We start from the raw sequence: 25,070 nt of genomic DNA, 5'->3' as shown, positions 1-25,070 counted from the left end.
ATCTCACTCGAGCTTGTTGGGTGGTAACGATGTGTATTGTGAAGAGCGAACTGATTATATATCTTTTGTATATTCGGCCGGGGACTGGTATCGTTGCAAACAGTGGTGTCGAAAAAGATTTACACAGGAGTACCCTATTTGTGTTCAATGGATGATCAGTATAGCCGGTTGGCACGCCTTGGATGTTCTCTCTGGAGTTGGCTACCGCCTATTCCCCAGCAACCTCCACTGAATCACTCCCCTGTTCGTTCAGATTCCAGCAGGGGGAAATGATGAAACGAACGGAACGAGGCAAGGCCGATAGCTTTCTAGAGGCACTTTGTCTCTTTCGACCGCTCATATTCATTCTGTTTGTTATCTCTTTTGTCATGTTTTTACTCAGCCTGATCTCACTGGCCGTCGTCGATGCAGGTTCGGAGTCATACGTGATCGTCCAGTTGAACCTGATCGGCCTAAGCGTGATGATTCTGGTTTCGGGAACCGTTCTCTACCTCTGTCGAAACCAGATGTAAGCGGTCGCGAGGCAAATTTCCGTCCTCGAATGCGCCGGTGGCATTATGTCCTACCGGCACGTTGACCAAGTATACTGCCATGACGAACGACGAGCAATTACCGCTCGACGAACTGCATCAACGGGCGCGGACCGATCCGGACAACGTGCCTATAGGACCCATTCTAAACGCGCTCGAGTCCGGAGACGATGCTGACCGAGACCGGGCTATGTCGATACTATACTTGATTTCGAAATCCACGCCCGAGCGGGTAACCGATACTGTACCGGTGATCTCTTCCCTTCTGGAGAGCGATCGCCCGACCGTGCGGACCAAAGCAGCGCTCGTTATGGAGAAGGTAGGGAGCGTTCGTCCGGACGCACTCACCCCCCATCTGGATGCCGTCCTCGACTGCCTGACAGACCGATCGGCGACCGTTCGACAAAGTGCTGCTGGCGTTGTCCGACAGATAGCCGCTGCCGACCCATCCGTCGTAACGATGGCGGTTCCGCAGTTACTCCCGCTACTAGATTCGGACATCGAGTCGACCACGGTCGATGCCGTTACCGTGATAGAAGCAATCGCCGAGGAGGAACCGAGTATGGCGATGACGGCGATTGAACCGCTACTTACCCTCATTGGGGATTCTGACGAGTCGCTCCCCGATATCACGTACGACCCCAACATGTCCGTCGAACGGTCCCTTCCAGCCGAGCAAATGCGAGGATACCAGACGTTGGTCGAGGACGCAGGGGAACGTTCGTCCAGCGTGCGTGCGAGAGAGGGGGCCGTGACGACGATAGCCAGGCTTGCCGACGCAGATCCAGAAAATACTACTGAACGGCTCGAGCCCCACCTCCCGCTGCTGTTCGCTCAACTGGACAATCCCAACCCCACTATACGGGCAGCAGTGGTGGGAATTGTAGCGAACGTTGCAGCGATCTCTCCGGCAGCGCTCGAGCCAATCGAAGCGGTTCTGATCGAGTTGTTAGATGATAGTTTCGCCGTCAGCGCCGGTGTCGTTTGGGCGTTGGCCCATATGGAGACTGATCGGTCCGACGCCGTACTCGAGGAACTGATCGCCGATCCGGAAACGGAAGTTCCCCTTCGAAGGACCGCCGAAACTGCCCTTCGAGATTTTGCCGAGTGATCTACCGGTGGGTCGTTCACTCGAGTTGTGCATTCCTGAGACGACCACGTGGGTGTCGGCCGACGTTCGATTTCGTCGATACCGTGCCAGTCCGCGTCCTATCTGAGTTCGGATCCAGGACGTAACTCGACGTCGGACTGGTCAGTCTGACCGGTTGCCGTCTGAGGCGAAAGAGTGCTGAATTGTTACCTCAAACAACCGCGGAGACGGCCACAAATAAACAATCAGATAGAACTTCCGTGTAAAGTACAGATAGTGATAAATAGGAGTACTTACATTGGAAGGGTGTAGCATGACTAGTGACAAGCGGACGCTTGAGATTAACAAGCACGGAGTGTCGCGAAGACAGCTCCTTGCGTTGACGACTGCTGGCATGGCAACTGGAATTGCCGGGTGCGCGAGCAGTCCAGATGATGGGAACGGGAACGGGAACGGGAACGGAAACGGAAACGGGAACGGAAATGGTGTCGACGACACCTCCGATCTTGGTCCCGAAGACCTGATGGATTCGACCGTTGACGTGATGGCCGGGACCACTCCTGAAGAAGTGAACATGAACCGGTTTGGGCTCAACACCGGATATCACTGGATCGTCAGGGAGTATCCTGCGCTCATCACCACCTCGATGGATGAACCCGAATGGATTATCTACGACGGTGAGGGGAGCTACTACGACGCGGATACGCTCACCTGGCACCACAAGGTCAAAGAAGACGAATACTTCTGGGCCGACGGGGACCCAATCACCGCCGAAGACTTCTACACCTGGTTCCAGGTGAACCAGCTACAGAATCCCCCAGATCAGCGCTGGGCTGAAGAAGTTAATCTCGTCAATGAGTGGGAGTGGGAAATAGTGGCAGACAGTCCCACCAACCCGCTGATTCAGGGCTGGGGGAACATCACCGAGCGGTTGGCGTTGAACAAGGGCTACGAACGTGAGTGGTTAGAACGACTCGAGGACGTCAGTACGGATTCCGAGCGCGAAGAAATTTCGGCTGACATCACGAACACTCGAATCACGATCCAGGACTTCATCGATAACGGTATGAGTTCATCCGTCTGGGCGCCAGTCGACTGGGACGAGAGGTCGGTGACGTTCGAGAAGAACGAACTTCACCCGTGGGCGGATAGCTTCGCTTACGACGAACTTGTCGCACACACCTGTGATGGGGCTGCCTGTGACCAGCTGATAGAGAACGATTTAATCGACATCGGAACGAACCGATTCCCGGAAGAGCTTCGGGGTGTGTCGCCGGATCACCTGCAGACGATCACCGAGAGTCGCGCGCTCGGGTCGCGAAATCTTTATTTCCGCTATCTGAACGATCATATGGCGAACCGATGGGTGCGCCGGGCAATGTTGACAGTCCTCGACCTGACGTTCCTCGTGGACTTCTGGCAGGGTGAAGGTGGCTTCATCAAACAAGACCAGAGTGGTATGGACGCGGCCGCTGAAGCTCGATTCCTCGGGCCGGACTTCGTCGACCAACTCTACGATTACCCAATCGAGGGTGACGAGGAACTCGCCGCCGAATTCATGCGCGAGGGCGGCTACGAACGTAACGGGGACGGTTTGTGGGAGAACGGCGACGGTGAAACCGTCGAATTCGACTTCGTCTCTCCAACCGGCAGCCTCTTTACGACGTTGGCCTCCGCGATCAACGACGTTTGGCAAGGATTCGGCCTCGAGCCCGATTACCTGACCAGAGACTTCGGCTACCTCGTTCCCAACCTGCAAGACGGAACAGGGGATATCGACGTTACTCTCTGGGCAACTGGCTGGGGCAGGGGCGACCCACGAGACTACTTCTCGCCGGTGAATCCCTTCTTCCTGCACCTCTACACGTTGGGTACCGACGATCACGAAGCCTGGCTCGACGAGGGCCTCGAGGTCTCGCCCAACAACGGTCGACCGATCGTCGTCGAAATTCCCGAAAATCCGGGCGATATCTATCTTGAGGGACCGACCAAGGAGGTCAATCTCATCGAGATGTGGGACGAGTTCGTCAACACGCAGGACGAAGAAGCCTCAATCGAGATCATCAAGGATTTCGCGACGTACTTCAACTACGACCTGCCACGTCCCGACCTCTTCCCGCAGGTCAACGCGCTGTGGGGCAACACGCGTGACTTCGCCTTCCCCGACGATCACCCCTTCTACCACGAAGTGCCAGACCGGACCCAGCATCTGGTTCACCGCTTCGGTGTGATGCAGGGTCGCGAACGGTAATCCACACAGCCGACCGCCAGGGTAAGCAATCAACCATCGTCACACAACTGGCGGGATACCAGTTTCGACACGCCGGAAGTGTTGTTCGTTTTTTGTTTAAATTACGCACCGATGTTCCGTCGCCGCTCAGCGATGGATCTCGATAGATCTGAAAACATTGGTGCTGGTCAGAGATTGCCCGGCCGACACGACTTGGGTTACAATATGGATAAAGAGGCGGTCTATACCAAGGAATTACCATCGATTGTAACCATGCAGCCGTACGTCTCGGACCGCCCCGCGTTCGTTTAGCAGCGTCGAGCGACGCTCGATCCGTAATTAGCCTCTTGGAAAACAAGATGGATCAAACCACTCACTCCCAGATGACGCTACCGTTCGAAATGTACGGCTTCATCGTCACCGTAAGCGAGTCGTGCTTTCTCCCAGATATTTGCGTAGGGTCTGTCGCCTCTTTTGTTGAGACGCGATCACTCACAGGGCAAACTCGAGCCTTCTTCGACGTGTCCGACACGGATTCGACCGCACATCGCGAACTGACCATGGGCTTGATCAGTGAAATCGTACAGTCCCTCCGCTTCGAACGTATGGGTGGCAGATTCCCCTGGCTCGAGTTCCGTCGAAAACGTCCATCCGGCCGAACCAGCATGAAACTGGAATGCATCTATCCGGTGTGAGGTGTCGCCGGTATTTTCCCAGGTGACGGTGCCATCGGTACCAACGTGTGAATGTAACGGTGAATAGGCCCCGTCATCGACTTCTACCGTGGCCGATTCTGGTAATTCCTCGAGGGTTTCCTCCTGGTCACTGTCTCCCATACACCCAGCAGTAAGGGTAAGCAATCCAGCTGCGGTGAAAACGTATTTTCTCCGGTGCATACCAGTGTGTCACAGGTAACCACTATTAATCTATTGCCTATTGGGACGGTGTGTACGGATTATCGGGGACTGTGAAAAGTGAAACGAGTGCCACGAGACGAGTTAGTCCGGACAAATTATCAGGCTGTTGTTGAATGTGTGTGATGACACCAAAACACATATAGAGGATGAACCGAATCGTATGGATAGTAATGAGGTACTTCGCGAAGCGTATAGGACAGGCTATCATAACGATATTCGCTGCAACCAGTCTGACGTTCGTTATGTACCGCCTCATGCCAGGCGGTCCGATCGACTCGTTGCGACAGGAATTCATGACTGGGGGCGGGGGCGACTTCGCCTCGGGTGGCGGCGGCAGGGACCCCGAAGAGGTCAATCGGCTTATCGAACTCCATACGGGTATTACGCCGGATGTACCATTACACATCGCATACTACCAATACATGCGCGATCTGTTGCTGTATCAGGATTTCGGCATCTCAATTTATTACGGAGAACCGGTGTTCGACATCCTGTTTCGGGCAATGCCCTGGTCGATCTTCGTTAGCGTCTACGGCCTTCTGCTTGGGTTCGCCGTAACGATTATTCTCGGGGCCGTAATGGCGTTCAAAGAAGGTGGGCGATTCGACAAAGTGATGACGGTCGTCATCATCGTACTCGACTCGATTCCTTACTACGTCGCCGCAATCGTTATGCTCGCGACGCTCGCGTTCGGTCTCGGTTGGTTCCCACACGGAGGGCGAGCGTACTCCGATTCAGTACCTGGGTTCAACGCCTATTTCATGCAGGGCGTTTTGCATCATGGAACGCTTCCGATCCTCTCCGGTATGGTCGTCGGATTCGGTTCAGGTGCCCTGGCTATGCGCGCGAACAGTATCCGGGTGATGGGGTCGGACTATCTCCGAGTCGCAGAATTACGCGGATTGAAAGATAGCCGAATCTCGATTCGTTACATCGGTCGGAACGCTGTCTTGCCCCTGTACACTGGATTCATGATCGGCCTCAGCAGCATTTTCAGCAGCGGCGTCATCATGGAGCGAATCTTCACGTATCCCGGGATCGGATGGTACACCTTCGACGCCTTGATGCGCCAGGATTACCCGCTGCTGATGGGGGCGTTTATTTTCTTCACCGTCATTACGGTGGCGTGTATCCTGATAGCCGACCTCACGTATGGGTTTATCGACCCAAGAGCTAGCGTGGAAAACAAAGAGAGCTACTAACGAGGATTATAAATGGCAACTTCAGACCCCAACGATAATCAGGCCGACGACATTGACGTGTTCAACATCGTCGCGGACAGCGATCCGTTGACGAGAAAAGAGCGACTCTTCCGATGGATTGATCTCAATATATTCACCCCGTACCGAATTATCCGGTCCGACTGGCGCGCGTCGTTCGGTATCGCCATGATCATCTTTCTGGTGTTCGTGGGGACCGTGGTCATCCGGTTCATTCCCTACCCGCGGGTAGGCGACTACCCCCGATACGCCCCGCCGTTCCAGAGTCTAGCATATCCGCTTGGAACCGATAACGGCGGTCGAGGGATTCTCGCACAACTCGTTCACGCGACGCCCGACATGCTCATCATCGCCTTCTCCGGAGCCGTCGTCGCGATGAGTATCGGTGTCGTTATTGGGACCGTCGCTGGTTACAAAGGCGGTTACTGGGACGAAGTCCTCATGGGAATCAGTGACGTCGTCATCTGTATCCCGGGTCTCCCACTGATCATCGTCATCGTCGCAATTTATCCGCCGACGAGTCCCTGGCTGGTCGGTTTCATCCTCGCGATAGACAACTGGCCGGGGCTCGCTCGAGCCTTGCGCTCACAGGTCCTGACGATACGTGAAGAGTCCTACATCGAAGCTGGACGGGCGATGGGACGGAACTCCGGAGAAATACTCTGGGATGACGTCATGCCTCAGCTCATGCCGTACATCACGATTCGATCGGCTGGGGCTGCCCGAGGTGTCATCTTCCAGTCCGTTGGCCTGTATTTCATCGGTGTGCTGCCCCAGGGCGGTCTCAACTGGGGCGTGATGATGAACGACGCGTACAACATCGGGTCGGCCGTCTCGAACCCTGGACTTTCCGGTCACTGGCTGTACGCGCCGATGTTCGTCCTGTTGCTCATGTCGATGGGCCTAATCCTCCTTTCTCAAGGACTCGACAGAATCTTCAACCCGCGTCTGCGGGCCCGCCACGAGAAGAAAGCCTCTGAGAAGGACGAGATAGAGGCCGATCTCTAGAGCTAAAAATCCGAACGCACGCGAAAGTCCCTCCGGTTTTTATTTACAATGACTCGCTTGACCCGATGATGTCTGACTGAGCGAGTGCCAACGGATAGTATCGAGTCACGATAGATTGCCCTTCAGAGGGATTTTTGTAACGGCTTACCGGTTAGCGATCACTCCGGTTCGTCGCCGACCGGTAAGAGACGATAACAAACCCGATGAAATTACTGCTACTGATTGTCTCGATGAGACACCGATGCTCCTTTCTTTCTGTTGCAAGAACGTATCCGCGATCGCTCTATATGCGGAGTATTTCCTCACCAGATTACTCCTCGAGTCGATACCGCTCAAATCGCTGGGCACTTGTACGGCATAGGCTTCGATTGGTTGGGACACACGATCACAAACCGAGCAGTTGTCGGCGAACTATAGTAGCCATTGAAACGATTTACACACTTATCGCGATGCCATCTTGCGAGAGAATGTGCAATGACTTTCAATTGCTACTATAGGTTGTACTCGAGGCCAGTTGGCCACATTTGTGGATGCAATCACTCACTGTCGAGGCACTCGTCGAACGTTATACGTCAACTCGAGCGCTTCGAACGAAGGCAAAAGGGCGTCGCTACGAACGGGTTTCTGACCGACTAACGTACCATAGCACGACAATGTAGCCAAACAGACCAAGGCCGATCGCGCTCAATCCGAACACGCCGATAACGCCTGCCATGACCCCATCCCACATTGCAATGGCAACCAGCGTGAGGACGACGCCGGTAGTGGTGAGGAGCAGCCAGAACGAATTGGCGATAAAAAGCAACCCCGCCACGATCGGCGCGCCAACTGTTGATTCGGCAAACCGAACACCGATCGATTTGTTCTCATCGTTCGCTGCGGGACTCTCGGAGTCTACGCTCGGATTCATTATCGATGTCAACGAGTAACGGGGCTAAATACGTTATGGATAACGAGCCAACGAGTCCAGCTCATTGGTTCATTCGTGTCGATGTCGACCGACACTTCAATTCAGTTCGGCTCTACGGCGTTGTGGATGTACACCAGTGGTATGGTAGCAATTGAAACGATTTAGAACCTAACGCGTTGCCGTCTTGCGTTAGGGTGTCCAATGACTTGCAATGGCTACTATAATTCATCCGGAAATAGCCTCATAGGGTATGTTGTCGCCTCTTATCGGTCAGCGACAGACCCGGACCGGCAGTGACCGGTAATCAGTTACAATCCTCCCTATCAGAACGCTCGATTTCCTCGAGGACAGCGCATGGTTCGTGACGAATCATACGGTCTCAGTGCGCCACTGAAATCATTTCAGTCACTGTAGATGGTCTTCTGGCTAATCAAAACGGTTTTGGGCGTTACAGGTAGAACGGGGCGGCAATCCAGAGAAGGCATAGCGTCGTCGGAATTGCTGAAATAATGAGTGCTGTTGACGTGGCTATTTCTACGTTGTCGAAATGACTGAGTTCTTTAACAGCAATCGTCCACAGGTACCCCGCGTAGAGGACGGCAGCAACTGCAAGGAGTGTCGCGACGAGGAAGACCGGGTCGTTGTTGGCCGTTTCGAGATACGTTCCATACTGTTCCCACTCGTAGCTTAGATGGGAGAAGAGACCGAGTTCTGGGGCCGCTGTACCCTGTATCGCGTAGAGACGGCCAGCGCTCTGTATGAGACCAGCCACGAGGAGCGGATAGAGTCCCCACCCGACCAGTCGGAACAGTTCACCGATTAGCAACCCCCTTGATAGGATACGAGAGACCATCGCCATCAGTATCGTTGAAGTGAGCCAGATGCCGAAGGGAACGGCAAGGCTGAGTGCAACGTGCAGAATTATCACCTCATACAGGTCAATTGCGGTATCTCCGAGCTGGTAGTACGCGCCGACATGCGTCAGTGCGAAAGCGATACCGATTGCGACCACGAGCATCGACTGGGTTCTGGTGCCGCGGTATTTCGTCTGCTCTTTGAAAAAATACCGAGGCTGTGTCACCAAGCGTGCGAGCATTATACCAGTGTGTCCCATTGTACCATTGTAGCTGTTACGGTTTTGGCGATGTAAAAATCGATTCAATCCGGGACCTCGATTGATCGGGATTGTTGTCATCTACTCGAGGATGCCGAAGGTACCTACCGTGTCCACCGATCCATCTCGAGCAGTTCGGAAAGCGTCTTGAACCGTTCGGGACCGTCCCCCCACGTTCGACCGAGGTTCTTTACCCGCTCGTCGTGCGTCTCCGAGACGTGGGCGGCAACCACTTCACCCGCAAAAACGGTGTGGTCTCCGGTCTCAAAGGCCGTATCGGAAACGCATTCGAAACAGGCAGCCGCATCCTCGAGTAACGGCGTCGAAATTTTTGCTGGCTCACAGAGCGCCATTTCCCTCGCGTCCACTTTGTCGACATCGGCCCCCGAATTCGAGCCACAGTAGACGATATCTGTTTTCTGCGCCGCGCTCGGAAAGGCGACCACGTAGTCCTCGGCCTTCTCGAGTAGCTCGTGTGTGTACCGGGGGAACCCAACACTTACGGCGATCATCAGTGGGTCGTTGGACGTAAACATACTCCAGCCAGCCGGCATCACGTTCGGATTGCCGTCGTCGTCAGGAGCGACGATGAAAACGACCGATTCCGGAAACTTTCGTTCGAGAGCCTCTCCAAACTGCACTCGTTTCACAGTATCACCATTGTCTGAACCTGCTGACAACACCCTTCTCGTGAGCCCAGATAATCGTATCGGTCGTGGAATTCGTTTTCCAAAGGTCGTCACAACAGACCGACCTCCCTCGAGGGGCATTCGAACGGTAATCTGTTCCCTCGTTCAGTCGAGATACGACCGAACGCGTTCGACGACGTAATCGGCCTCATCGTCGGTCAGACACATAGGGTTCACCGTGAACGCTGACTCGTGTAGGTGGTCCGGCCCGACAAACACGCGCGGGTCTTCTCGGCGCAACTCGCCAACGAGCGCCGTTGCATCGATTCCAGCAACCTCTGGATCGACTCGAACAAATACTTCCGGGGCTACCGCTGTTTTCTCGCCCTCCGTAACCGTGATAGAGAGGCCCGGTTCGGCTCTCAAAGCGCTCGCCATGGACTCGGTTCGCTCTGTCCATTCAGTAACGTTCGCATCGTGATCTTCCTCGACGAACAGTTGTAGCGCGCGGATGAGTCCGGCCAGTTCTTCCTTGCCCACTTTGAGCGGGCGTCCGATTCCCTGTCGCGGAACGCCTGCGAATCGGTCGAGGTCGATAAGGTCCGCTGGCGGTTCCCAGACGGATTCCGCAACGTGCATGTCGAGGTGTTGCATGGCAGCCGATTCGATCAGTTCCTGTTTGCCGGCGAGAATACCAGACGATTGTGGCCCGCGAATAGCCTTTCCGCCACTGAAAACGACGAGGTCTGCCCCTTCGTCGATGAAGCGCTCGAGGTTTCGTTTTGGTGGGAGTTCCGCGGCCGCGTCCACGATGACTGGTACGTCGTGTTTGTGGGCGACGTCGACGACGTCAGAAAGTTCCGGCTGCGAGTACGATTTCTGCATGTACATGACGGCCGCCGTCTTGTCTGTGATTGCTCCCTCGATTTCCCACAACTCCGTGTTCACCGAACCCGTTCCGAGATGATTGTCGTTGTTACCGACGTCAACGATGTGCGCACCGGCGAGTCGAAGGGCGTGATCGTAGCCATTCCGGTGGGTACGTGGCATAATCACCTCGTTGCGTGCGTCTTCCGCGTGCGGCAACTCGTCCATCACGGTGAGGTCGGTACCGGCGATGCACGCGGCCGTCCCGAGCGTCAGGCATGCTGCCGCACCGCTCGCAACGTATCCGGCCTCCGATCCGGTGACTTCCGAAATGAGTTCGCTCGCTCGAGCTTGTAGATCCGAAATGCGGACAAATGATTCGGAGGCGCTCACCATCGCCTCGACAGCTTCCGGCCGAATGAGGCTCCCCCCGATTCGCGTTTTGGTACTCGCGGCGTTGACCACGGTTGGAACGTCCAGTTCGTCGTAAATTGACTCGTCGTCAGACATGTGAGTTGATCACAGTGGTGCTATATCTCGGCTAATGAATAAGTAATTCGATATACGTACTTCATCCGAACTGTTTTCGTCGGCTCGAGCAGTTCTGCGGCTCTATAGCAGCCATTGAGCCGCTATCGTAGTCATCGAAAGGCATTGTCCGCCTTATCGAAAAAACGGATCGCGATCGGTGTGGACTTCGTTTCAATAGCTACTATCGCTAGCCAGAACCCACCTGGAATTCGAAGCTGCTCCGTTAGTTCAGCAGGCTCTCGAGGTACGCAACGTCTCGTCGAAGTGCCGTCTCGAACGCCATTTCGTCGGTGACGAACTCGATCTCGACACAACCGTCGAATCCGCCCGCCTCGAATACCTCGAGAACGGCTGGAAGGTCGAAATGGGCCTCCTCGAGGAGACAACGATGCTCCCAGCTCAGACCGGCTTCCGGAACGGCCTGTACGTGTACGTTGTTCGAAAGCGGTGCCAGGTCGTGGGCTTCCGCCAGTATCTCGTCCGCTGGAAGGCCAAACAGTGGCTGCCAATTGAGTCGACAGGTATCTCGGTCGACGGCTTCGATGAGCCGTCGCGCGCCGTCGCCATCGTTCGTGAGGGTCCCCTCGTGTTTCTCGATGGTGACCTCGAGGTTGTAGGCCGCTGCTCGGTCGGTAAGGTCGATCAGATCGGCGACGACCTGGTCCCAGTGTTCGTCCGTCCGATCCTGGTACTCCTGCGTTCCGGCCCACACCCGGATCATGGACGCCCCAAGTCGGTCGGCCGTCTGGAGGGCGGACTCGACTTCCGTCTCGTACTCCGGTGTCCCGGGACGAAGGTACGACCCGTATACGGCAATGTTTAGCGAGCGTGCCGTGGCGGCATCTCGAATGTCTCGACAGGTAGCAGGTGAGCCATCGCCAACGTGGTCTCTCCCCCAGATTTCGATCGCTCTACAGCCGACAGAGGCGGCGGTGTCGATCACGTCTTCGATAGCCGACTCTCCGTCGGCTATCGAGCAGAGGCCGATTTGCATTCTAGCAACCTCCCGCGTGTCCCGCAGGTCGCGGCGAACATTCGCTCGAGACGGGGGAAGGCGTTCCCAGACATCGTACTGACTGAAAGCTCACAACACCGTTGTTAGCAGTTTTTCCCTGCTTATCCATATCTCAGAGGAGGTGAGCGGTCACTTAATTCTACTGCCGTCTTGGCTCCCACCAACTATTCGATTACCCAACGTGTTGGTCGCTTTCCACCCCGTAAAATTATTACCTATCGCCCCCTCGAGTCGGATGAATGCCCATTCGTACCACGACTAACCATGGTGTTTCGACACCAACAGGTAGCGAAATCTACGCCCGCACCAGGGATGTGCTCGAGGTGACCCAATCGTGAAATTTGGCGTCTTTCTAAACCAGTACTACACGCCCGAGGACGACTTCGAAGTCACGGACCTTCTCGAACAGGCAGCTTTGATGGAATCGGTCGGATTCGACTCGGCAGCGGTGGGTGAACGTCACGTCCACGAGGAGGGCGTGGTCGAACCCATCACGGCGCTCGCCGCAATCGCCTCCCAGACCGAACGACTGGAACTGGCGACGATGGCCGTATTGCCAGCGTTGTACAACCCGATTCATCTCGCCGAGAAGGTTGCCATGATCGATCGACTCTCTACTGGCCGAATGCGCTTCGGTGCTGCAATCGGCTACCGGGAACGTGAACTGACTCCGTTCGGCGTTTCGATGGACGATCGCGTGCCGATGTTCATGGAATCGCTCTCGCTGCTCAAACGCCTCTGGTCCAAAGAGAGCGTGAGTCACGACGGCGACCACTGGCAGTTCGACGATGTCTTCATCAGCCCCCGTCCAGAAGACCGAATGCCGATCTGGATCGGCGGGCATGCAGATATCGCGATCAAACGGGCCGCCTATCGGGGCGACGCCTGGATCGCCAGCGCTTCTTCGACGACCGAAGACCTCGAGCGACAGATCGGCGTGTACGAAGAGTCACTCGAGGAGTTCGGAATGGACCGGGCGGAGAACGACGTGATTTTGATGCGAGATTGCTTCGTGGCCGATTCCTACGAGGAAGCCCGTGACACCATCGAACCGCACCTGCTCAAACTGTACCAGATGTACGCACGGTGGGGACAGACGTACATGGACGAACACGAGGTTGAAGTCGATTACGACGAACTGGCCGAGAAGTTCGTGCTCGGATCACCCGATGCGTGTATCGAGAAACTGCGCACCTACGAGGACCTCGGCGTCGATCACGTCGTATTGCGCGTGCAGTTCCCCGGACAGCCACAGGACACCACGCTCCGGTGTCTCGAGCGAATAGGCGAAGAAATTATCCCAGAGTTGAGCGACGCATGAGTGAACCTACAGTCGGCTATATCGGACTGAACCACCACCACACCGAACCCTACCTCGAGAGCATCGACGAACTCCCACTGACGATTACCGCGGTATGTGAGCCGGACCCTGCGTTCGACCTCGAGGAGGGGATCGATATCGGTAGCGACGACGTTTCGATGTACCGCGATCCGGAAACACTGCTTGACGACGAATCACCGGATATCGTCTGGATCACGCTCTCGAATAGGGACACGCCAGCCGTTATCGAAGCTGCGGTGAAACGCGGTATCGACGTCTATACAGAGAAACCGGCAGCCCGCACGGCCAAGGACCTCCTGCCGCTACTCGACACCGTTGAAAACGAGTCTGCTACCGTGTGCGTATCATACACCTGGCGCGGCCATCCAGCTTCACAGGAACTACAGTCGCGTGCAGCAACCGATTTCTTCGGTGACCTTCGTGCTGTCGATGCCCGTTTCCTCGCTTCCCAGTTGGCGTACCGGGACGACGACCACTATCTCTTCGATAGCGCGGCGAGTCGTGGCGGTATCGTCCAGTGGCTCGGCATCCACTGGATCGATCTGTTGCCGTGGATTCTCGAGGACCCGATAGCCCGTGTCAACGCAAGTCTCACCTACGAGACACCAACGGTTGACGTAGAGGACGGGGCAGCGTTGCAGTTCGAACTAGCTTCGGGAGCGATTGGCACGTTACAGTGTGGGTACTACCTGCGCGAAGGTCGATACGATACCGAACTCTCGATCACGGGAGTCGATGGTCGCGTTTCGTGGGATCCGATGGGTGACTACTTCGGGTTCGAAGACGAGACGACCGTCGAATTCGAGTCGACTCGAGAGGAGTACTCGAGCACCCCTCGGCGCTATCTCACGTACGACTACGCACCCATTCCAGGGTACGGCGGGGGCTACGGTCTCGACTTCATGAAACAGTTCCTCGACGCCCGAGATAGTAACGATGTACAGGTGCCAGCCGATCTGCGCGATGCCGTGACGGTTCTGGAGGTGCTGGATGCGGTGTACGAGTCACAGAAAACCGGCAACTGGGTCGACGTTGAAGGCAGTACCAGAAAAACAGAAATGACGTTATGAGGATACTCGTTCTCGATATCGATTCGCTACGACCGGACCACCTGGGCTGTTACGGCTACGAACGCGACACGTCCCCGACGATCGATACCCTCGCCGAAGAGGGGATGCGGTTCGACCGATGTTACGCGTCCGATACACCGTGTCTGCCGAGCCGAACGGCGCTCGCAACCTGTCGGATGGGGATCAACACTGGCGTCGTCACTCACCACGGCGAAGGACAGCGCTACAACGAACCGGGCGAGGGTCACGACCCCGACGCCAATCGAGTGCCAGCGTTTCGTCACCTCGCTGAAAACGGCATCTATACGGCATCAGTGAGCCAGTTCTCACAGCGCCATCTCGCTTATCACTTCAGTGCCAATTTTCAGGAGTCGATCATGCCGACAGCAACTGCGGGCGGTCCCGCGGTCGAAGACTGTTCGGAGGTCACACCAGTAGCCAAATCGTGGCTCGACCAGCACGCTACAGACGATGATTGGCTCTTGCACGTCAACTACTGGGACGTTCACCATCCGTATCTCGGGATCGAGAACTTCGTCGACCCGGTGCGCGAATCAGGTCCCACACCAGCATGGCCCGACCAGGAAACTATCGACGGCCAACAGGAGATGACCGGCATCAGAACGGCGGATCTGTGGCCGAGTGCATCGCAGTATAGACCGGGTTGGGAGGAGTTCTACGAATACAAAATGCCCGATTCGGTGGACAGCACCGCGGACGTTGACCAGTTCGTCGACGGCTACGACGCCAGTATCCGACGCGTCGATGCTGAGGTCGAAAAACTGCTCGCCTGTCTCGAGCGCCACGGCGTTCGAGAAGAGACGGCCGTCGTCATCACCGCCGACCACGGTGAAGCCTTCGGTGAACACGGTATTTACGCCGAACATGCGTTTCCACACCCCGCTTGCCAGCAGGTACCGATGATCGTCTCATGGCCCGGTGTGACCGACGCTGCGGCCGGTACCGGAACGAACGCTCAGGTATACCAGTTCGATCTACTCCCTACCGTCTGTGAACTCGCTGGAATCGATATCCCGACAGACTGGGATGCCGAACCGTTTACCCCCGCACTCGAGGGTGACGAGTTCTCCGGTCGCGACGTTATCGTCGCCGGCCACGGCATCTACACGTACGGTCGTGCCGTCTACCAGGACGAGTGGATGTACGTTCGTCTCATCCATCCGGGAGTTTTCTCCTATCCAGGTCTCTACAACGATCCAGGACTACCGAACGACGGGCTGGAACTGTTACACAACCTCGATGACGACCCCAATCAGACGAAGAATCTCGTCGAATCGAGGCCCGAGAAAACGGCCGAAATGCGGGCACTCCTCGACCGATGGATCGTCACACACCTTACCGATGAATGGCACAGCCAGCAACCGGTCGAGGCACGAGGAATGGACCCACTTGCGCGCACTGCCTCGCAAGGTCCGTATCTGTACGCGAACCCGGACGAACTGCTGAAACTGTATCAGGAACACGGTCGGTCGGACACACAAATCGAGGCACTTACCCGCACGATGGATGCGTTTCCTCGAGAGCGGTGACCAATAAAGCAGTCTCGTCGTGTCCGATTTCGATATTTTCACAGTGTTCGTGGCTTCCCAAACCTGTACTCGTGCGTGAAACCGATTGCGGGTGTCCGGTTTTATCCAACTGCCGACGATTGGGCGGGTAGTAGTGTAGCGATAAACCGATAAACCGGAATTGACCCGTTGGTACGGAACGATCGTTTACCACACCTGAACATTTAAGTGCCATGAGTACCCATACCAATTAAATGTCCTCGTCCATCGATCCGTCAAATGGAAAAAAGCGGATCCAGGCGGTGCAGACAACGCTCGAGATTCTCGATGCGTTACGAGCACACGGTGACGCTGGAGTCACGGAGATTTCGAAGGAAATAGGGGTAACGAAAGGGACGGTCTACAACCACCTGGCAACGCTCGAGGAGAACGATTACGTGTACAAAGACGCAAACGACAGATATCACCTGGGATTACGGTTCATCGACGTTGCCCACCACGCGAAATCCCGCATTCCGATCCTGGAACTGGCTCGAACGGAAGTAGACAAACTCGCCGAAAAGAGCGGCGAGATGGCCCTATTCACCGTCGAAGAACACGGAATGGGTGTTTGCCTCTACGTGGCCTATGGTGAACAGGCCGTCCAGACCCCCCTGTACGTCGGTCATCGCAGCGAACTCCACCATACTGCGGTGGGGAAAGCAATTCTTGCCCACCTCGCAGACGAACGCGTCGCGGAGATTATCGATACTCGAGGTCTCACGGAAATTACTGAACACACGATCACACAGAAGCAGGCACTCCTCGAGCAACTCGAGGAGGTCAGAAAGCGGGGTATAGCGTTCAACAATCAGGAGACGATACACGGATTGGTTGGGGTTGGAGCACCGATTAAGAATCAACACGGAAGCGTTTTGGGTGCATTGAGTATCATCGGTCCCTCGAGTCGAATGGACGAAGACAGACTCCAGCGCGAACTGCCGGACATGATCATGCGAGGCGTCAACGTTATCGAGATCAACTCGACTTCGCTGTGAATTCGACTTTTTCGTCGGTTCGTGTTTCCCCTGCTGGCGTGTCCAGTTACCAGCGCCTTTGAGAAGGAGCGAAGACGGTGCCCGGACTGGTGATGGGGGGCTGATGAAACGCCGTACGTGACTATAGCAGTCAATGAGACACCCCATATGTAGACTCGAGACGGCTACCATCGACAAAATCATCACGTTTACCTCTGCCAAACGAACTGTGGTAGCACATGGCTCGGTCACAGAGTAGTCATCCGAAAAACTGCTGCGGACTACAGCTTCAGGTGTTTTCTGGCGTTTTCGAAATAGAACTTCTCGAGCACGTCTCGAGGCAGGTCGATCGCATCGACCGTCCAGTCACCCTGAATCGGCGTAGGATGTGCAATTTCTGCTTCGTCGGTCTCGAAGTAGTGCCAGTGGGCGTCGTAGAATTCTTCGACGTCCTCGTCCGTGGGATCGAATCCCTGTGGCGAACCGAGCATGACCGACTCCCTTACACCGAGGTCGGTACCGAAGAGAATCCGGTCCTGGAACTCGAGGAAGATGTCCCGGACGCGCTCTGGGTCGTGACGCCCCATCTCGCCGAGTCGCGCCGAAACATCGATGATATAGTTCGGGTTGTCCCGCATAACGTCCGCGACGTATTCGACCTCTTCTGCGGCGCAGCCGAAGTGAACGCCGAGGAACTTCGTCTCGGGATGCCGAGAGATGACTTTTTCGAGTTGTCGGATCAGTTCCCACCAGCCGTAGGGGTGTTTCTCTCGGTCTCCCCACCACCAGTCGGGATTCTCCGACAGTTCCTCGTACCGTTCGTTCTCGGGAGTAAGTGGCCTGAAGAACGCCTTCGGATCGGCTATGTGGAACGCGACGACGACATCGAGGTCGGCTGCCTTTTCGAAAATCGGCGCGAGCCGCTCGTCATCGACGGGAACGATATCGCCGTCAGGGTCGGTGTACACCATCCCCATCCGCTTGTGAATCTTGAACCCGACGGCCCCGGCTTCGACGGCTTCTTCCATTCGCTCGAGTTCGCGTTCGATCCATCCGTCCTCGCCTAGATCCTCGAAGTTGATTCCGCTGAACGCTGCAAACCTGTCGGGATACTCCGAAAACCCCTCGATGAGTGTTTCGAAGCTCTCGCCGGTATGCGCTGAAATGTCGACCATCATCTCGAGGCCGTTCTGATCCATAAATCGAACGGCGTCGTCCAGATAGTCGACACCGATATGCGTGTGCATATCGATAACTGGATTCTCCCGTCGCCACGCGGCGTGATTCGTCTCGATAGTCATGCGCTGTGCCCTCCCAAACGCGACAGACCGTGCAGTATTGGGGCTATTCCGTGGTGGTCACTGGTAATCGCTTCAGTCGTAGCTGGCATTCCCATGTGGGAAGATAACAATGGGCGGGTAACTTATACGTTTCTGTTGTGGGGGAGAGACAGAGACGTGGGAGAACTCGTTCGTCACCATACTCACGCAGTCAATGAATTCAGGGCTATCGTAATGAGAGTTAAGTCATCTCCGGCTAATCACTCTGTAATGAGTGAGGAACGCGATAGCGAGGAGAAACAACCCCAGAATAGCGATAGGAAAGAGGGGAATAGTAATTCCTACACGCACCTGCCGTCTCTTGAGGGCGCCAACCGCTGGAGTCGCCGGGGCTGGCTCAAAGCTGGTCTGGGAGGGGTCGTCGCGACGAGCGGTTGTCTCTCGATATCAGATGATTCACAGACTGGGGGCGATAGTGACGATGGCGAATCCGATTCCACCGGACAGCCCTCGGAGGATGATGAGCTCGATGACGAGTCAGACGAGTCGGAAACCGACGAACGCTCAATCGCTATTGAGAACGAGCGAGCGGGACACGACGGCTGGCAACCACAACAATCACCGAGCGAGCGGCCCGCCGCTGTGGCCCATCAAATAGAGGGGTACACTTCTTCGACGAGCGTCGAGCCGGGTGGCACCCTCGAGTTTGCAGTGAGCACCGATTCCGAGTGGCGATATCGTATCGACCTTTACCGTCTCGGGTGGTACGACGGTGCGGGAGGTCGACTCGTCACAACCCTCCAGGCATCCGACGATGGAACCAACGGGCAGCGACAGCCGGTACCGGACCCCGACCCCGATACCGGTCGGGTGGCCTGTGACTGGGAGTATACCGATATACTGGAAGTTCCCGAAGACTGGCTGAGTGGCCTCTACGTAGCCCGATTCGTGCTGTTGAACGGACCGGTCGAGGGGACGTCCACGGCACATCCGTTCGTCGTTCGGCCACATCCCGACAGAGACGCAACGGGGCTGGTTCAGCTTCCGCTGGCAACGGCACAGGCGTATAACGGCTGGGGCGGTAAGAGCCTGTACGACCACACGAGCAATGGCACCCCCGCAAACGAGGTGTCACACGACCGACCGTACGTCAACGAGATAACCTTTCATCTCGGGTATGCAGTCCACTTGTTGCGCTTTCTCGAGCGGGAGGGATACGACGTTGCCTATGCCTGTGATTACGACGTCCACCGAGCTCCAGACGTACTCGAGGCGTACGACGCCGTCATCAGCGCAGGTCACGACGAATACTGGAGCCGAGAACAGCGACTGGCCTTCGAAAGGGCCCGTGACAACGGCGTCAGTCTCGGCTTTTTCGGGTCCAACATCGCCTACTGGCAGATTAGATACGACGAGGAGGGGCGATCGTACGTCTGTTACAAAGAGACGGTCGAAGACGATCCGATACAGGACGAACGTCGGACCGGCCTGTTCCGAGATGTCGGGCTTCCAGAGTGTGAACTACAGGGAGTAATGGGCTGGGGTGCAGGTCTCTACAATTTCCCTGACTACGAGGTGACGGTCGAAGCTATGGACCATCCGTGGATGGCCAACACCGGTTTCGAGGCAGGCGATACCATCGAGGCCGTAGTCGGGCCCGAGTGGGATTGGATTCGAGACGACTGTCCTCTGGCTGGCGAACCAACGAACTTCTTCCACCACGAAGCGGGAAGTAGCGACCTCGACATTCACAAACCGGCAGATGCCGACGCCGTGGCGTACACTGCCCCTTCAGGAGCGACTGTCTTTAGTGCAGGGACACTCGCGTACACACGGGCGATCGATCCCGATCCAGATTGGGACATTTCGTGGCCGTACGTCAGGGTCAAAGCGTATGCTCCCACTATCGCGACACCGGATGAACGACTCCAACAATTTACGCTGAATATGCTCGACGAGTTTTTCCATGGGGGCAATCCTTCTTTCGAACCGTGAGCCGTAACACGGAAGCCATCGGAACCCCGGTAGTATATACTCCCGGGATGGTTCATTCACCGGTGTCTTGGACGACTGGGCAGTGATATGTGTACGTCCCACTCACGGATAATTGTCTGTTGAGTGTGTGATGGCCAGTAGTATACCGCGAACGAGCAATCGTTTTCCCATGGTAAACTCATCATACATGAGATGGTGGGTAAAATCGCATTCCAGACATTGGACAGCGAAGGAATGCACCGAGTCAGGAACGCGAAAGTCGACGCAGTGGCAGGCTCACCATTACATCAATATGACTGTAACACCATTTTCCAGATGTTTCCCCCAGGTAAACGGCTCCTGTACGTTGTTCACATGGGGCGGTGTACGTCGATCACACATCAGTACGGCCGTTGTTTGAGCTGGAGGAAAAGACCGAGCAGGCGAAATGACACGCAGCAAACCGAAAAGATAGTATAGCGGCTCAACGATGGTCAAGTGACGATGCACATAGTACGATTTAGGGATCCGTCCGGCTACGTCCGGTCCGGCGAATTGACCGACTCCGGTATCGAATCTGGAAACACGGTGTACGATCAGGAGTCGATCACACTGTTGCCACCGAGTGAGCCGACGAAGATCATCTGTCAAGCGGGTGGATACATGGACCACCGAGAGGAGTCTGGAATGGACGACATCCCAGAGCGTCCCGAACTCTTCTTGAAGACGCCGAACTGCGTCGTCGGACACGGTGACGCCATCGAACTCCCTCCCGGGCGAGACGTGGTTCACTTCGAAGCCGAATTCGGTATCATCATCGGTGAGCAGTGTCGCGATGTCTCCGAATCTGAAGCCATGGATGTCGTCGCCGGCTTTACCTGCCTCAACGACGTCTCGAACCGCGACGATCAGGAAGAAGAGCGCAACTGGGTTCGAGGGAAAGCCTTCGACGCATCACTTCCAATGGGTCCAGTCCTTGCCACACCTGATGAGGTCCCTTTGGATGCAACACTCGAGCTCCGATTGAACGGTGAAACCAAGCAGGAAACGACACGCGAACATATGATATTCTCCGTCCCCGAACTCGTATCGGAAGTCTCCGAACTGATTACGCTTGAACCGGGCGACGTCATCGCTAGTGGAACGCCGTTCGGCCCCGATTCACTGGCCGAGGGCGATGTCGTCGAAGTGGAATTCGACGGTGTCGGTATCCTGGAAAACCACGTGACGACACGGGAATAACACCGTCGAAAACGAGGTTTCTTTCTCGAGCATCGGCCGCTGATTGCCCGCTTATGAGAACGGCATGTTGGCTGTAACTACCCGACAGGTTTATTCTACCGGTAGCGAATTCTCTCCCATGGTTATCGTCACCCTCGGGTGCCGAACACGGACTCCACGTGAGGTGACACATCTCCGTGGCCGAGTTGACGTGAGCGTCGAAACGTTCCGAGAGAGCGATGCTACGTCGCTCCTCTTTACGGGTGGCTTCACCAATCCGGCCGCACGCCAAGCGGAGTGTGTGATAATGAAACAGTACGCTGTTGATGCAGGCGTCGGTCCTGACCGGATTATCCTCGAGAACCGAGCGCTCGACACTATCGGAAACGGGTACTTCAGCCGCCTACTCGTCGATAACCTCCCCCGAACGACCGACCGAGTGACGCTCGTCACATCCGACTATCACCTCGAACGTGCCACGTACATTTTCGAACAATGTTACGGACCAGATTACGACATCGTCCCGGTTGCCTACAGTGGGACACCGCTCGAGGCGACCCGCCATGAGACTCGAAGTCTTCGACAGGCGAGGGCATTCTTCGACGGAATTGCGTCAGGGGATATCGAATCGATCGGTGAGCGACTGATCGAGAAGCATGACTATTACGATGACGCTCGACCTTGTTCGTCCCCAATCGAAGCGCATGACGTGTCGAGTATCGACCGTACGTACCCCTTCGAGAGCGTAGAATTATATACCACAGACGTGAGGGACGAGTATGGTTGTCAAACCTCACAGTAATGACGAGGACCAGCGGGCACTGGCTACGCTACTATACCGTCGGACAGAGGCTTTACTAGACTGTCGCCTGGAGCGTCCTTCAGCGAAACTATCAACCGTTCTGTCCGAGGGTATAACCCTCGAGAGCCCACTCGGAGAAGCACCATGACTGAGGAACTCCGATACCACGACCCGAAGCGGGCGTCGGATGGACTGACGTTGATCTCGTACATTTACAAAGAACCCGACGATCCGGTCCACATTTATCTGGTTGACATGGACGGAACGGTAATCCACCAGTGGACGGTCGAAACGGCCCTGCAGTCCTACGCAAAACTCCTCCCGGATGGGAACCTGATCTATCCGACCCGCGATCGGACCAATATACAGGAGGCAGGGATTCGCGAACTCGACCCCGAGAGCAACGTCGTCTGGTCGTACCACTGCCGAATCGATCACGACATGCAGCTGGTGGGCGTACATGATCACAGCGCCCCCGATATTCCAGACGGGCACATGCTGTTACATACTCTCGACGATCACATGGTTCCGGAAATTGCGCCCGAACTCGTACGCAACCCCTACATTGTCGAGATCGATCGTGCGAAGGACCTCCACTGGGAGTGGCGCGGCGAGGACCACTTCGACGAACTTCGTGAACAACTGTCGAGCGAAGACTGGGAATTCGTCAGGAATCGTATCGACACCAGATACGGATTCGACTGGGCACACAACAACACGCTTCAGGTCATCCCAGACAACGAAACCTACCGGAAAGAACTCGGGGGTGACGGTCCGGTTCGATTCGAACCCGGAAACATCGTCTTTTCGTATCGGAGCGTGGACGTCATCGGCGTCATCGATTATCCGAGCGGCGAAATCGTCTGGGCCTGGGGCCCCAGCGAACTGGATGGCCAGCACCTGCCGCACATGCTCGAGAACGGTAACCTGTTGGTCTTCGACAACGGCACCGAACGCGGCTGGTCGCGCGTGATCGAAGTTGACCCGCTTACTGAGGAGATCGTCTGGGAGTACCGTGGTTCGCCAAAGGAGGATTTCTACAGTCCGGCGATATCAGGCGCACAGCGGCTTCCAAACGGGAACACGCTAGTTTGCTCGGGAAATCAGCAGTGGCTATTCGAGATCACGCCTGCGGGTGATCTCGTTTGGGAGTACGAAGAACCACTCCGAGAACAGAATCGGGGAAGCGATATGATCTACCGATGCCAACGCTACTCGCGCGAGTACTGTCAACCGCTTCTCGACCGGATTTCACACGAGTGAGACGGAATCGATAACCGGCCTCGACCCGCCCCGTTTCTACGACCCCATCGTCTCGAGCGTCTCGTTTCTACGACCCGGACTGCCTCGAGTGACCGCTCATACCTGAGAACGTCTCACAGGGACTGTTGTGACAATTTACCGCAGAGCGCTCGCTACGGGTTTGACCCTCGGCGATACGTGACTACAACTATCCCTATCAAGTTACCCACGACTGGTATCATTCTGAATTCTCGAGCAGCAGTATCGTCGGCCGGTACTTACAGCCCGAGATACCGTTCAGCGTTGGTCACGTAGAACTTCTCGAGGACGTCGCGAGGCAGGTCGATCGCATCGACCGTCCAGTCGCCGACCCACGGAGTGGGGTGGTCGATATCTACGTCATCAGTTTCGAAGTACTGCCAGTGGGCGTCGTAAAACGTCTCGACGTCTTCGTCTGTCGGTTCGAACCCTTGTGGCACACCGAGCATGATCGGTTCGCGAACTGCCAGATCCGTCCCGAAGAGAATTCGATCCTGGAATTCGAGGAAGATATCTCGAACCATGTCCGCCCGCTGTGCCCCAAACCACGGAAGACGAGCAGAAACGTCGATGATGTAGTTTGGATTCTCTCGCATGACGTCAGCGACGTAACCGACTTCTTCTGCAGCACAGCCGAAATGGACGCCCAGAAACGTCGTCCCGGGATGGCGTTCAATTACCCGCTCGAGTTGTCGAATCAGTGCCCACCACTGATACGGATATTGGTCGCGGTCACCCCACCACCACCCCTGTTCGACCCATTGCTCGTCTACCTCGTCGAGCGGTTCGAAAAACGATTTCGGATCGGCGATGTGAAATGCAATGACCGTATCGAGCGCTTCCGCTTTATCGAACAACGGCGAGAGACGTTCGTCGTCCACGGGAATTAGTTCGCCATCTGCGTCACGGTACTCCATTCCGAGTGCCTTGTGAATCTTGAACCCGACGGCCCCGGCATCGACGTAGCGCTCCATTCGCTCGAGTTCTCGATCGATCCAGCCCGATTCACCGAAACCGTCGAAGTCGAATCCACCGAACGCGCCAAACCGGTCCGGATATGGCTCGATAGCCCCCATGAGATCGTCGAACCTGTCGTCTGTATTGGGTGTGATATCGACTAGCTTTGTGATTCCGTTCTGGTCCATATACTCGAGCGCCTCCTCGAGATAATCGACGCCAAGATGCGTGTGCATGTCGATGACACCGTTTTCGGCACGCCATTTAGCGTGATTCGTCTCGATTGTCATCGCCACGGCCTCCGGTAACCGGTTTGGGACTGACGAACTGTTTGGAACTGTACGTCTCGTGAGTGCTGTCGCCACTGGTAGCTTCGCTTGTCGAAGTCCATGTCTGCCATGTGAACCGCTGTCGTAATGAATTCATAGGGTCCGTGTGTGTCACAACGCCCTCCTCATTGAGATGCACGGGGTCTGTAGTAACGATTGCCGGCATACGGTCTGACTCACACATTGATACGTACGTTTAATAGGGCCC

General features: G+C 55.9%; 21 protein-coding genes. 13 read left to right on the top strand and 8 right to left on the bottom strand.

Annotated elements, in window-relative coordinates; translation table 11 throughout:
- Positions 1 to 368: 368 nt before the first annotated feature.
- From NLK60_RS19065 to NLK60_RS19055, 3 genes are all read left to right on the top strand, one after another.
- Complete coding sequence (locus NLK60_RS19065; protein WP_254810866.1) at positions 369 to 512, top strand: hypothetical protein; 144 nt, start codon at positions 369 to 371, stop codon at positions 510 to 512.
- A gap of 79 nt (positions 513 to 591) precedes the next feature.
- On the top strand, positions 592 to 1,641 hold the full coding sequence (locus NLK60_RS19060) for a HEAT repeat domain-containing protein (RefSeq protein WP_254810865.1): 1,050 nt from the start codon (positions 592 to 594) through the stop codon (positions 1,639 to 1,641).
- Positions 1,642 to 1,933: 292 nt separating this feature from the next.
- Complete coding sequence (locus NLK60_RS19055; RefSeq protein ID WP_254810864.1) at positions 1,934 to 3,871, top strand: ABC transporter substrate-binding protein; 1,938 nt, start codon at positions 1,934 to 1,936, stop codon at positions 3,869 to 3,871.
- A 467-nt stretch (positions 3,872 to 4,338) separates the two neighbouring features.
- Here NLK60_RS19055 and NLK60_RS19050 read toward each other — a convergent pair whose 3' ends face one another.
- Positions 4,339 to 4,746, bottom strand: a complete 408-nt coding sequence (locus tag NLK60_RS19050) for a cupredoxin domain-containing protein (protein WP_254810863.1) — start codon at positions 4,744 to 4,746, stop codon at positions 4,339 to 4,341.
- Between the two features lie 314 nt (positions 4,747 to 5,060).
- Between NLK60_RS19050 and NLK60_RS19045 the strand changes: the two genes are divergently transcribed.
- Entirely contained in the window at positions 5,061 to 5,969 is a 909-nt protein-coding gene (locus tag NLK60_RS19045; RefSeq protein ID WP_311136953.1) for an ABC transporter permease, read from the top strand.
- A 12-nt stretch (positions 5,970 to 5,981) separates the two neighbouring features.
- On the top strand, positions 5,982 to 6,995 hold the full coding sequence (locus tag NLK60_RS19040; RefSeq protein ID WP_254810861.1) for an ABC transporter permease: 1,014 nt from the start codon (positions 5,982 to 5,984) through the stop codon (positions 6,993 to 6,995).
- Positions 6,996 to 7,605: 610 nt separating this feature from the next.
- Here the strand turns inward: NLK60_RS19040 and NLK60_RS19035 are convergent.
- The 5 genes from NLK60_RS19035 to NLK60_RS19015 all read right to left on the bottom strand — a co-directional run bounded on the left by NLK60_RS19035 (position 7,606) and on the right by NLK60_RS19015 (position 12,040).
- Complete coding sequence (locus NLK60_RS19035; RefSeq protein WP_254810860.1) at positions 7,606 to 7,905, bottom strand: hypothetical protein; 300 nt, start codon at positions 7,903 to 7,905, stop codon at positions 7,606 to 7,608.
- Between the two features lie 448 nt (positions 7,906 to 8,353).
- The gene (locus NLK60_RS19030) at positions 8,354 to 9,001 is read right to left on the bottom strand and encodes a YIP1 family protein (protein WP_254810859.1); all 648 of its coding nucleotides are present in this window, start codon (positions 8,999 to 9,001) and stop codon (positions 8,354 to 8,356) included.
- Positions 9,002 to 9,123: 122 nt separating this feature from the next.
- The gene (locus NLK60_RS19025; protein WP_254810858.1) at positions 9,124 to 9,660 is read right to left on the bottom strand and encodes a flavin reductase family protein; all 537 of its coding nucleotides are present in this window, start codon (positions 9,658 to 9,660) and stop codon (positions 9,124 to 9,126) included.
- A gap of 153 nt (positions 9,661 to 9,813) precedes the next feature.
- Positions 9,814 to 11,025, bottom strand: coding sequence for an aminotransferase class V-fold PLP-dependent enzyme (locus tag NLK60_RS19020; protein ID WP_254810857.1), 1,212 nt, complete (start codon positions 11,023 to 11,025; stop codon positions 9,814 to 9,816).
- Between the two features lie 244 nt (positions 11,026 to 11,269).
- A complete protein-coding gene (locus NLK60_RS19015; RefSeq protein WP_254810856.1) occupies positions 11,270 to 12,040 on the bottom strand; it encodes a sugar phosphate isomerase/epimerase family protein in 771 nt (256 codons plus the stop codon).
- 355 nt (positions 12,041 to 12,395) lie between these two features.
- On the opposite strand from NLK60_RS19015, the gene NLK60_RS19010 reads away from it, so the two are divergent.
- The 4 genes from NLK60_RS19010 to NLK60_RS18995 all read left to right on the top strand — a co-directional run bounded on the left by NLK60_RS19010 (position 12,396) and on the right by NLK60_RS18995 (position 17,039).
- Positions 12,396 to 13,382, top strand: a complete 987-nt coding sequence (locus NLK60_RS19010) for an LLM class flavin-dependent oxidoreductase (protein WP_254810855.1) — start codon at positions 12,396 to 12,398, stop codon at positions 13,380 to 13,382.
- Positions 13,379 to 14,473, top strand: coding sequence for a Gfo/Idh/MocA family protein (locus NLK60_RS19005; protein ID WP_254810854.1), 1,095 nt, complete (start codon positions 13,379 to 13,381; stop codon positions 14,471 to 14,473). Before NLK60_RS19010 ends, NLK60_RS19005 begins: the two co-directional genes overlap by 4 nt.
- Complete coding sequence (locus tag NLK60_RS19000; protein WP_254810853.1) at positions 14,470 to 16,023, top strand: sulfatase; 1,554 nt, start codon at positions 14,470 to 14,472, stop codon at positions 16,021 to 16,023. The genes NLK60_RS19005 and NLK60_RS19000 overlap by 4 nt, the downstream gene beginning before the upstream one ends.
- 233 nt (positions 16,024 to 16,256) lie before the next feature.
- Positions 16,257 to 17,039 carry an IclR family transcriptional regulator gene (locus NLK60_RS18995; protein ID WP_254810852.1) on the top strand — a complete coding sequence of 261 codons (783 nt, stop codon included), beginning with the start codon at positions 16,257 to 16,259 and terminating at the stop codon, positions 17,037 to 17,039.
- A gap of 260 nt (positions 17,040 to 17,299) precedes the next feature.
- Here NLK60_RS18995 and NLK60_RS18990 read toward each other — a convergent pair whose 3' ends face one another.
- Entirely contained in the window at positions 17,300 to 18,319 is a 1,020-nt protein-coding gene (locus NLK60_RS18990; protein ID WP_254810851.1) for an amidohydrolase family protein, read from the bottom strand.
- A gap of 249 nt (positions 18,320 to 18,568) precedes the next feature.
- Here NLK60_RS18990 and NLK60_RS18985 point away from each other — a divergent pair, with 249 nt between their 5' ends.
- From NLK60_RS18985 to NLK60_RS18970, 4 genes are all read left to right on the top strand, one after another.
- Positions 18,569 to 20,293, top strand: a complete 1,725-nt coding sequence (locus NLK60_RS18985; RefSeq protein WP_254810850.1) for a N,N-dimethylformamidase beta subunit family domain-containing protein — start codon at positions 18,569 to 18,571, stop codon at positions 20,291 to 20,293.
- Between the two features lie 483 nt (positions 20,294 to 20,776).
- On the top strand, positions 20,777 to 21,514 hold the full coding sequence (locus NLK60_RS18980) for a fumarylacetoacetate hydrolase family protein (protein ID WP_254810849.1): 738 nt from the start codon (positions 20,777 to 20,779) through the stop codon (positions 21,512 to 21,514).
- A gap of 118 nt (positions 21,515 to 21,632) precedes the next feature.
- Positions 21,633 to 22,295, top strand: coding sequence for a YdcF family protein (locus tag NLK60_RS18975; protein ID WP_254810848.1), 663 nt, complete (start codon positions 21,633 to 21,635; stop codon positions 22,293 to 22,295).
- A gap of 144 nt (positions 22,296 to 22,439) precedes the next feature.
- Complete coding sequence (locus tag NLK60_RS18970) at positions 22,440 to 23,558, top strand: aryl-sulfate sulfotransferase (RefSeq protein ID WP_254810847.1); 1,119 nt, start codon at positions 22,440 to 22,442, stop codon at positions 23,556 to 23,558.
- Between the two features lie 257 nt (positions 23,559 to 23,815).
- Here the strand turns inward: NLK60_RS18970 and NLK60_RS18965 are convergent, their stop codons facing one another.
- Positions 23,816 to 24,823, bottom strand: a complete 1,008-nt coding sequence (locus tag NLK60_RS18965) for an amidohydrolase family protein (protein ID WP_254810846.1) — start codon at positions 24,821 to 24,823, stop codon at positions 23,816 to 23,818.
- Positions 24,824 to 25,070: the final 247 nt, after the last annotated feature.

This window comes from Natronosalvus amylolyticus (genome assembly GCF_024298845.1).
GTDB classification, from domain to species: Archaea; Halobacteriota; Halobacteria; order Halobacteriales; family Natrialbaceae; genus Natronosalvus; species Natronosalvus amylolyticus.
The sequence above is the reverse complement of the archived record's forward strand: the minus strand, read 5'-3'. Positions and strand labels throughout refer to the sequence as shown.

Excerpts from the sequence above, each read along its gene's own strand:
- NLK60_RS19055 (WP_254810864.1), top strand. The coding sequence starts at position 1,934 with ATGACTAGTGACAAGCGGACGCTTGAGATTAACAAGCACGGAGTGTCG.
- NLK60_RS19005 (WP_254810854.1), top strand. The coding sequence starts at position 13,379 with ATGAGTGAACCTACAGTCGGCTATATCGGACTGAACCACCACCACACC.
- NLK60_RS18980 (WP_254810849.1), top strand. The coding sequence starts at position 20,777 with ATGCACATAGTACGATTTAGGGATCCGTCCGGCTACGTCCGGTCCGGC.
- NLK60_RS18995 (WP_254810852.1), top strand. The coding sequence starts at position 16,257 with ATGTCCTCGTCCATCGATCCGTCAAATGGAAAAAAGCGGATCCAGGCG.
- NLK60_RS18970 (WP_254810847.1), top strand. The coding sequence starts at position 22,440 with ATGACTGAGGAACTCCGATACCACGACCCGAAGCGGGCGTCGGATGGA.
- NLK60_RS19040 (WP_254810861.1), top strand. The coding sequence starts at position 5,982 with ATGGCAACTTCAGACCCCAACGATAATCAGGCCGACGACATTGACGTG.
- NLK60_RS19035 (WP_254810860.1), bottom strand. The coding sequence starts at position 7,905 with ATGAATCCGAGCGTAGACTCCGAGAGTCCCGCAGCGAACGATGAGAAC.
- NLK60_RS19020 (WP_254810857.1), bottom strand. The coding sequence starts at position 11,025 with ATGTCTGACGACGAGTCAATTTACGACGAACTGGACGTTCCAACCGTG.
- NLK60_RS19015 (WP_254810856.1), bottom strand. The coding sequence starts at position 12,040 with ATGCAAATCGGCCTCTGCTCGATAGCCGACGGAGAGTCGGCTATCGAA.
- NLK60_RS19045 (WP_311136953.1), top strand. The coding sequence starts at position 5,061 with ATGACTGGGGGCGGGGGCGACTTCGCCTCGGGTGGCGGCGGCAGGGAC.
- NLK60_RS19065 (WP_254810866.1), top strand. The coding sequence starts at position 369 with ATGTTTTTACTCAGCCTGATCTCACTGGCCGTCGTCGATGCAGGTTCG.
- NLK60_RS18965 (WP_254810846.1), bottom strand. The coding sequence starts at position 24,823 with ATGACAATCGAGACGAATCACGCTAAATGGCGTGCCGAAAACGGTGTC.
- NLK60_RS19050 (WP_254810863.1), bottom strand. The coding sequence starts at position 4,746 with ATGCACCGGAGAAAATACGTTTTCACCGCAGCTGGATTGCTTACCCTT.
- NLK60_RS19030 (WP_254810859.1), bottom strand. The coding sequence starts at position 9,001 with ATGCTCGCACGCTTGGTGACACAGCCTCGGTATTTTTTCAAAGAGCAG.
- NLK60_RS19000 (WP_254810853.1), top strand. The coding sequence starts at position 14,470 with ATGAGGATACTCGTTCTCGATATCGATTCGCTACGACCGGACCACCTG.
- NLK60_RS19060 (WP_254810865.1), top strand. The coding sequence starts at position 592 with ATGACGAACGACGAGCAATTACCGCTCGACGAACTGCATCAACGGGCG.
- NLK60_RS18990 (WP_254810851.1), bottom strand. The coding sequence starts at position 18,319 with ATGACTATCGAGACGAATCACGCCGCGTGGCGACGGGAGAATCCAGTT.
- NLK60_RS18985 (WP_254810850.1), top strand. The coding sequence starts at position 18,569 with ATGAGTGAGGAACGCGATAGCGAGGAGAAACAACCCCAGAATAGCGAT.
- NLK60_RS18975 (WP_254810848.1), top strand. The coding sequence starts at position 21,633 with ATGGTTATCGTCACCCTCGGGTGCCGAACACGGACTCCACGTGAGGTG.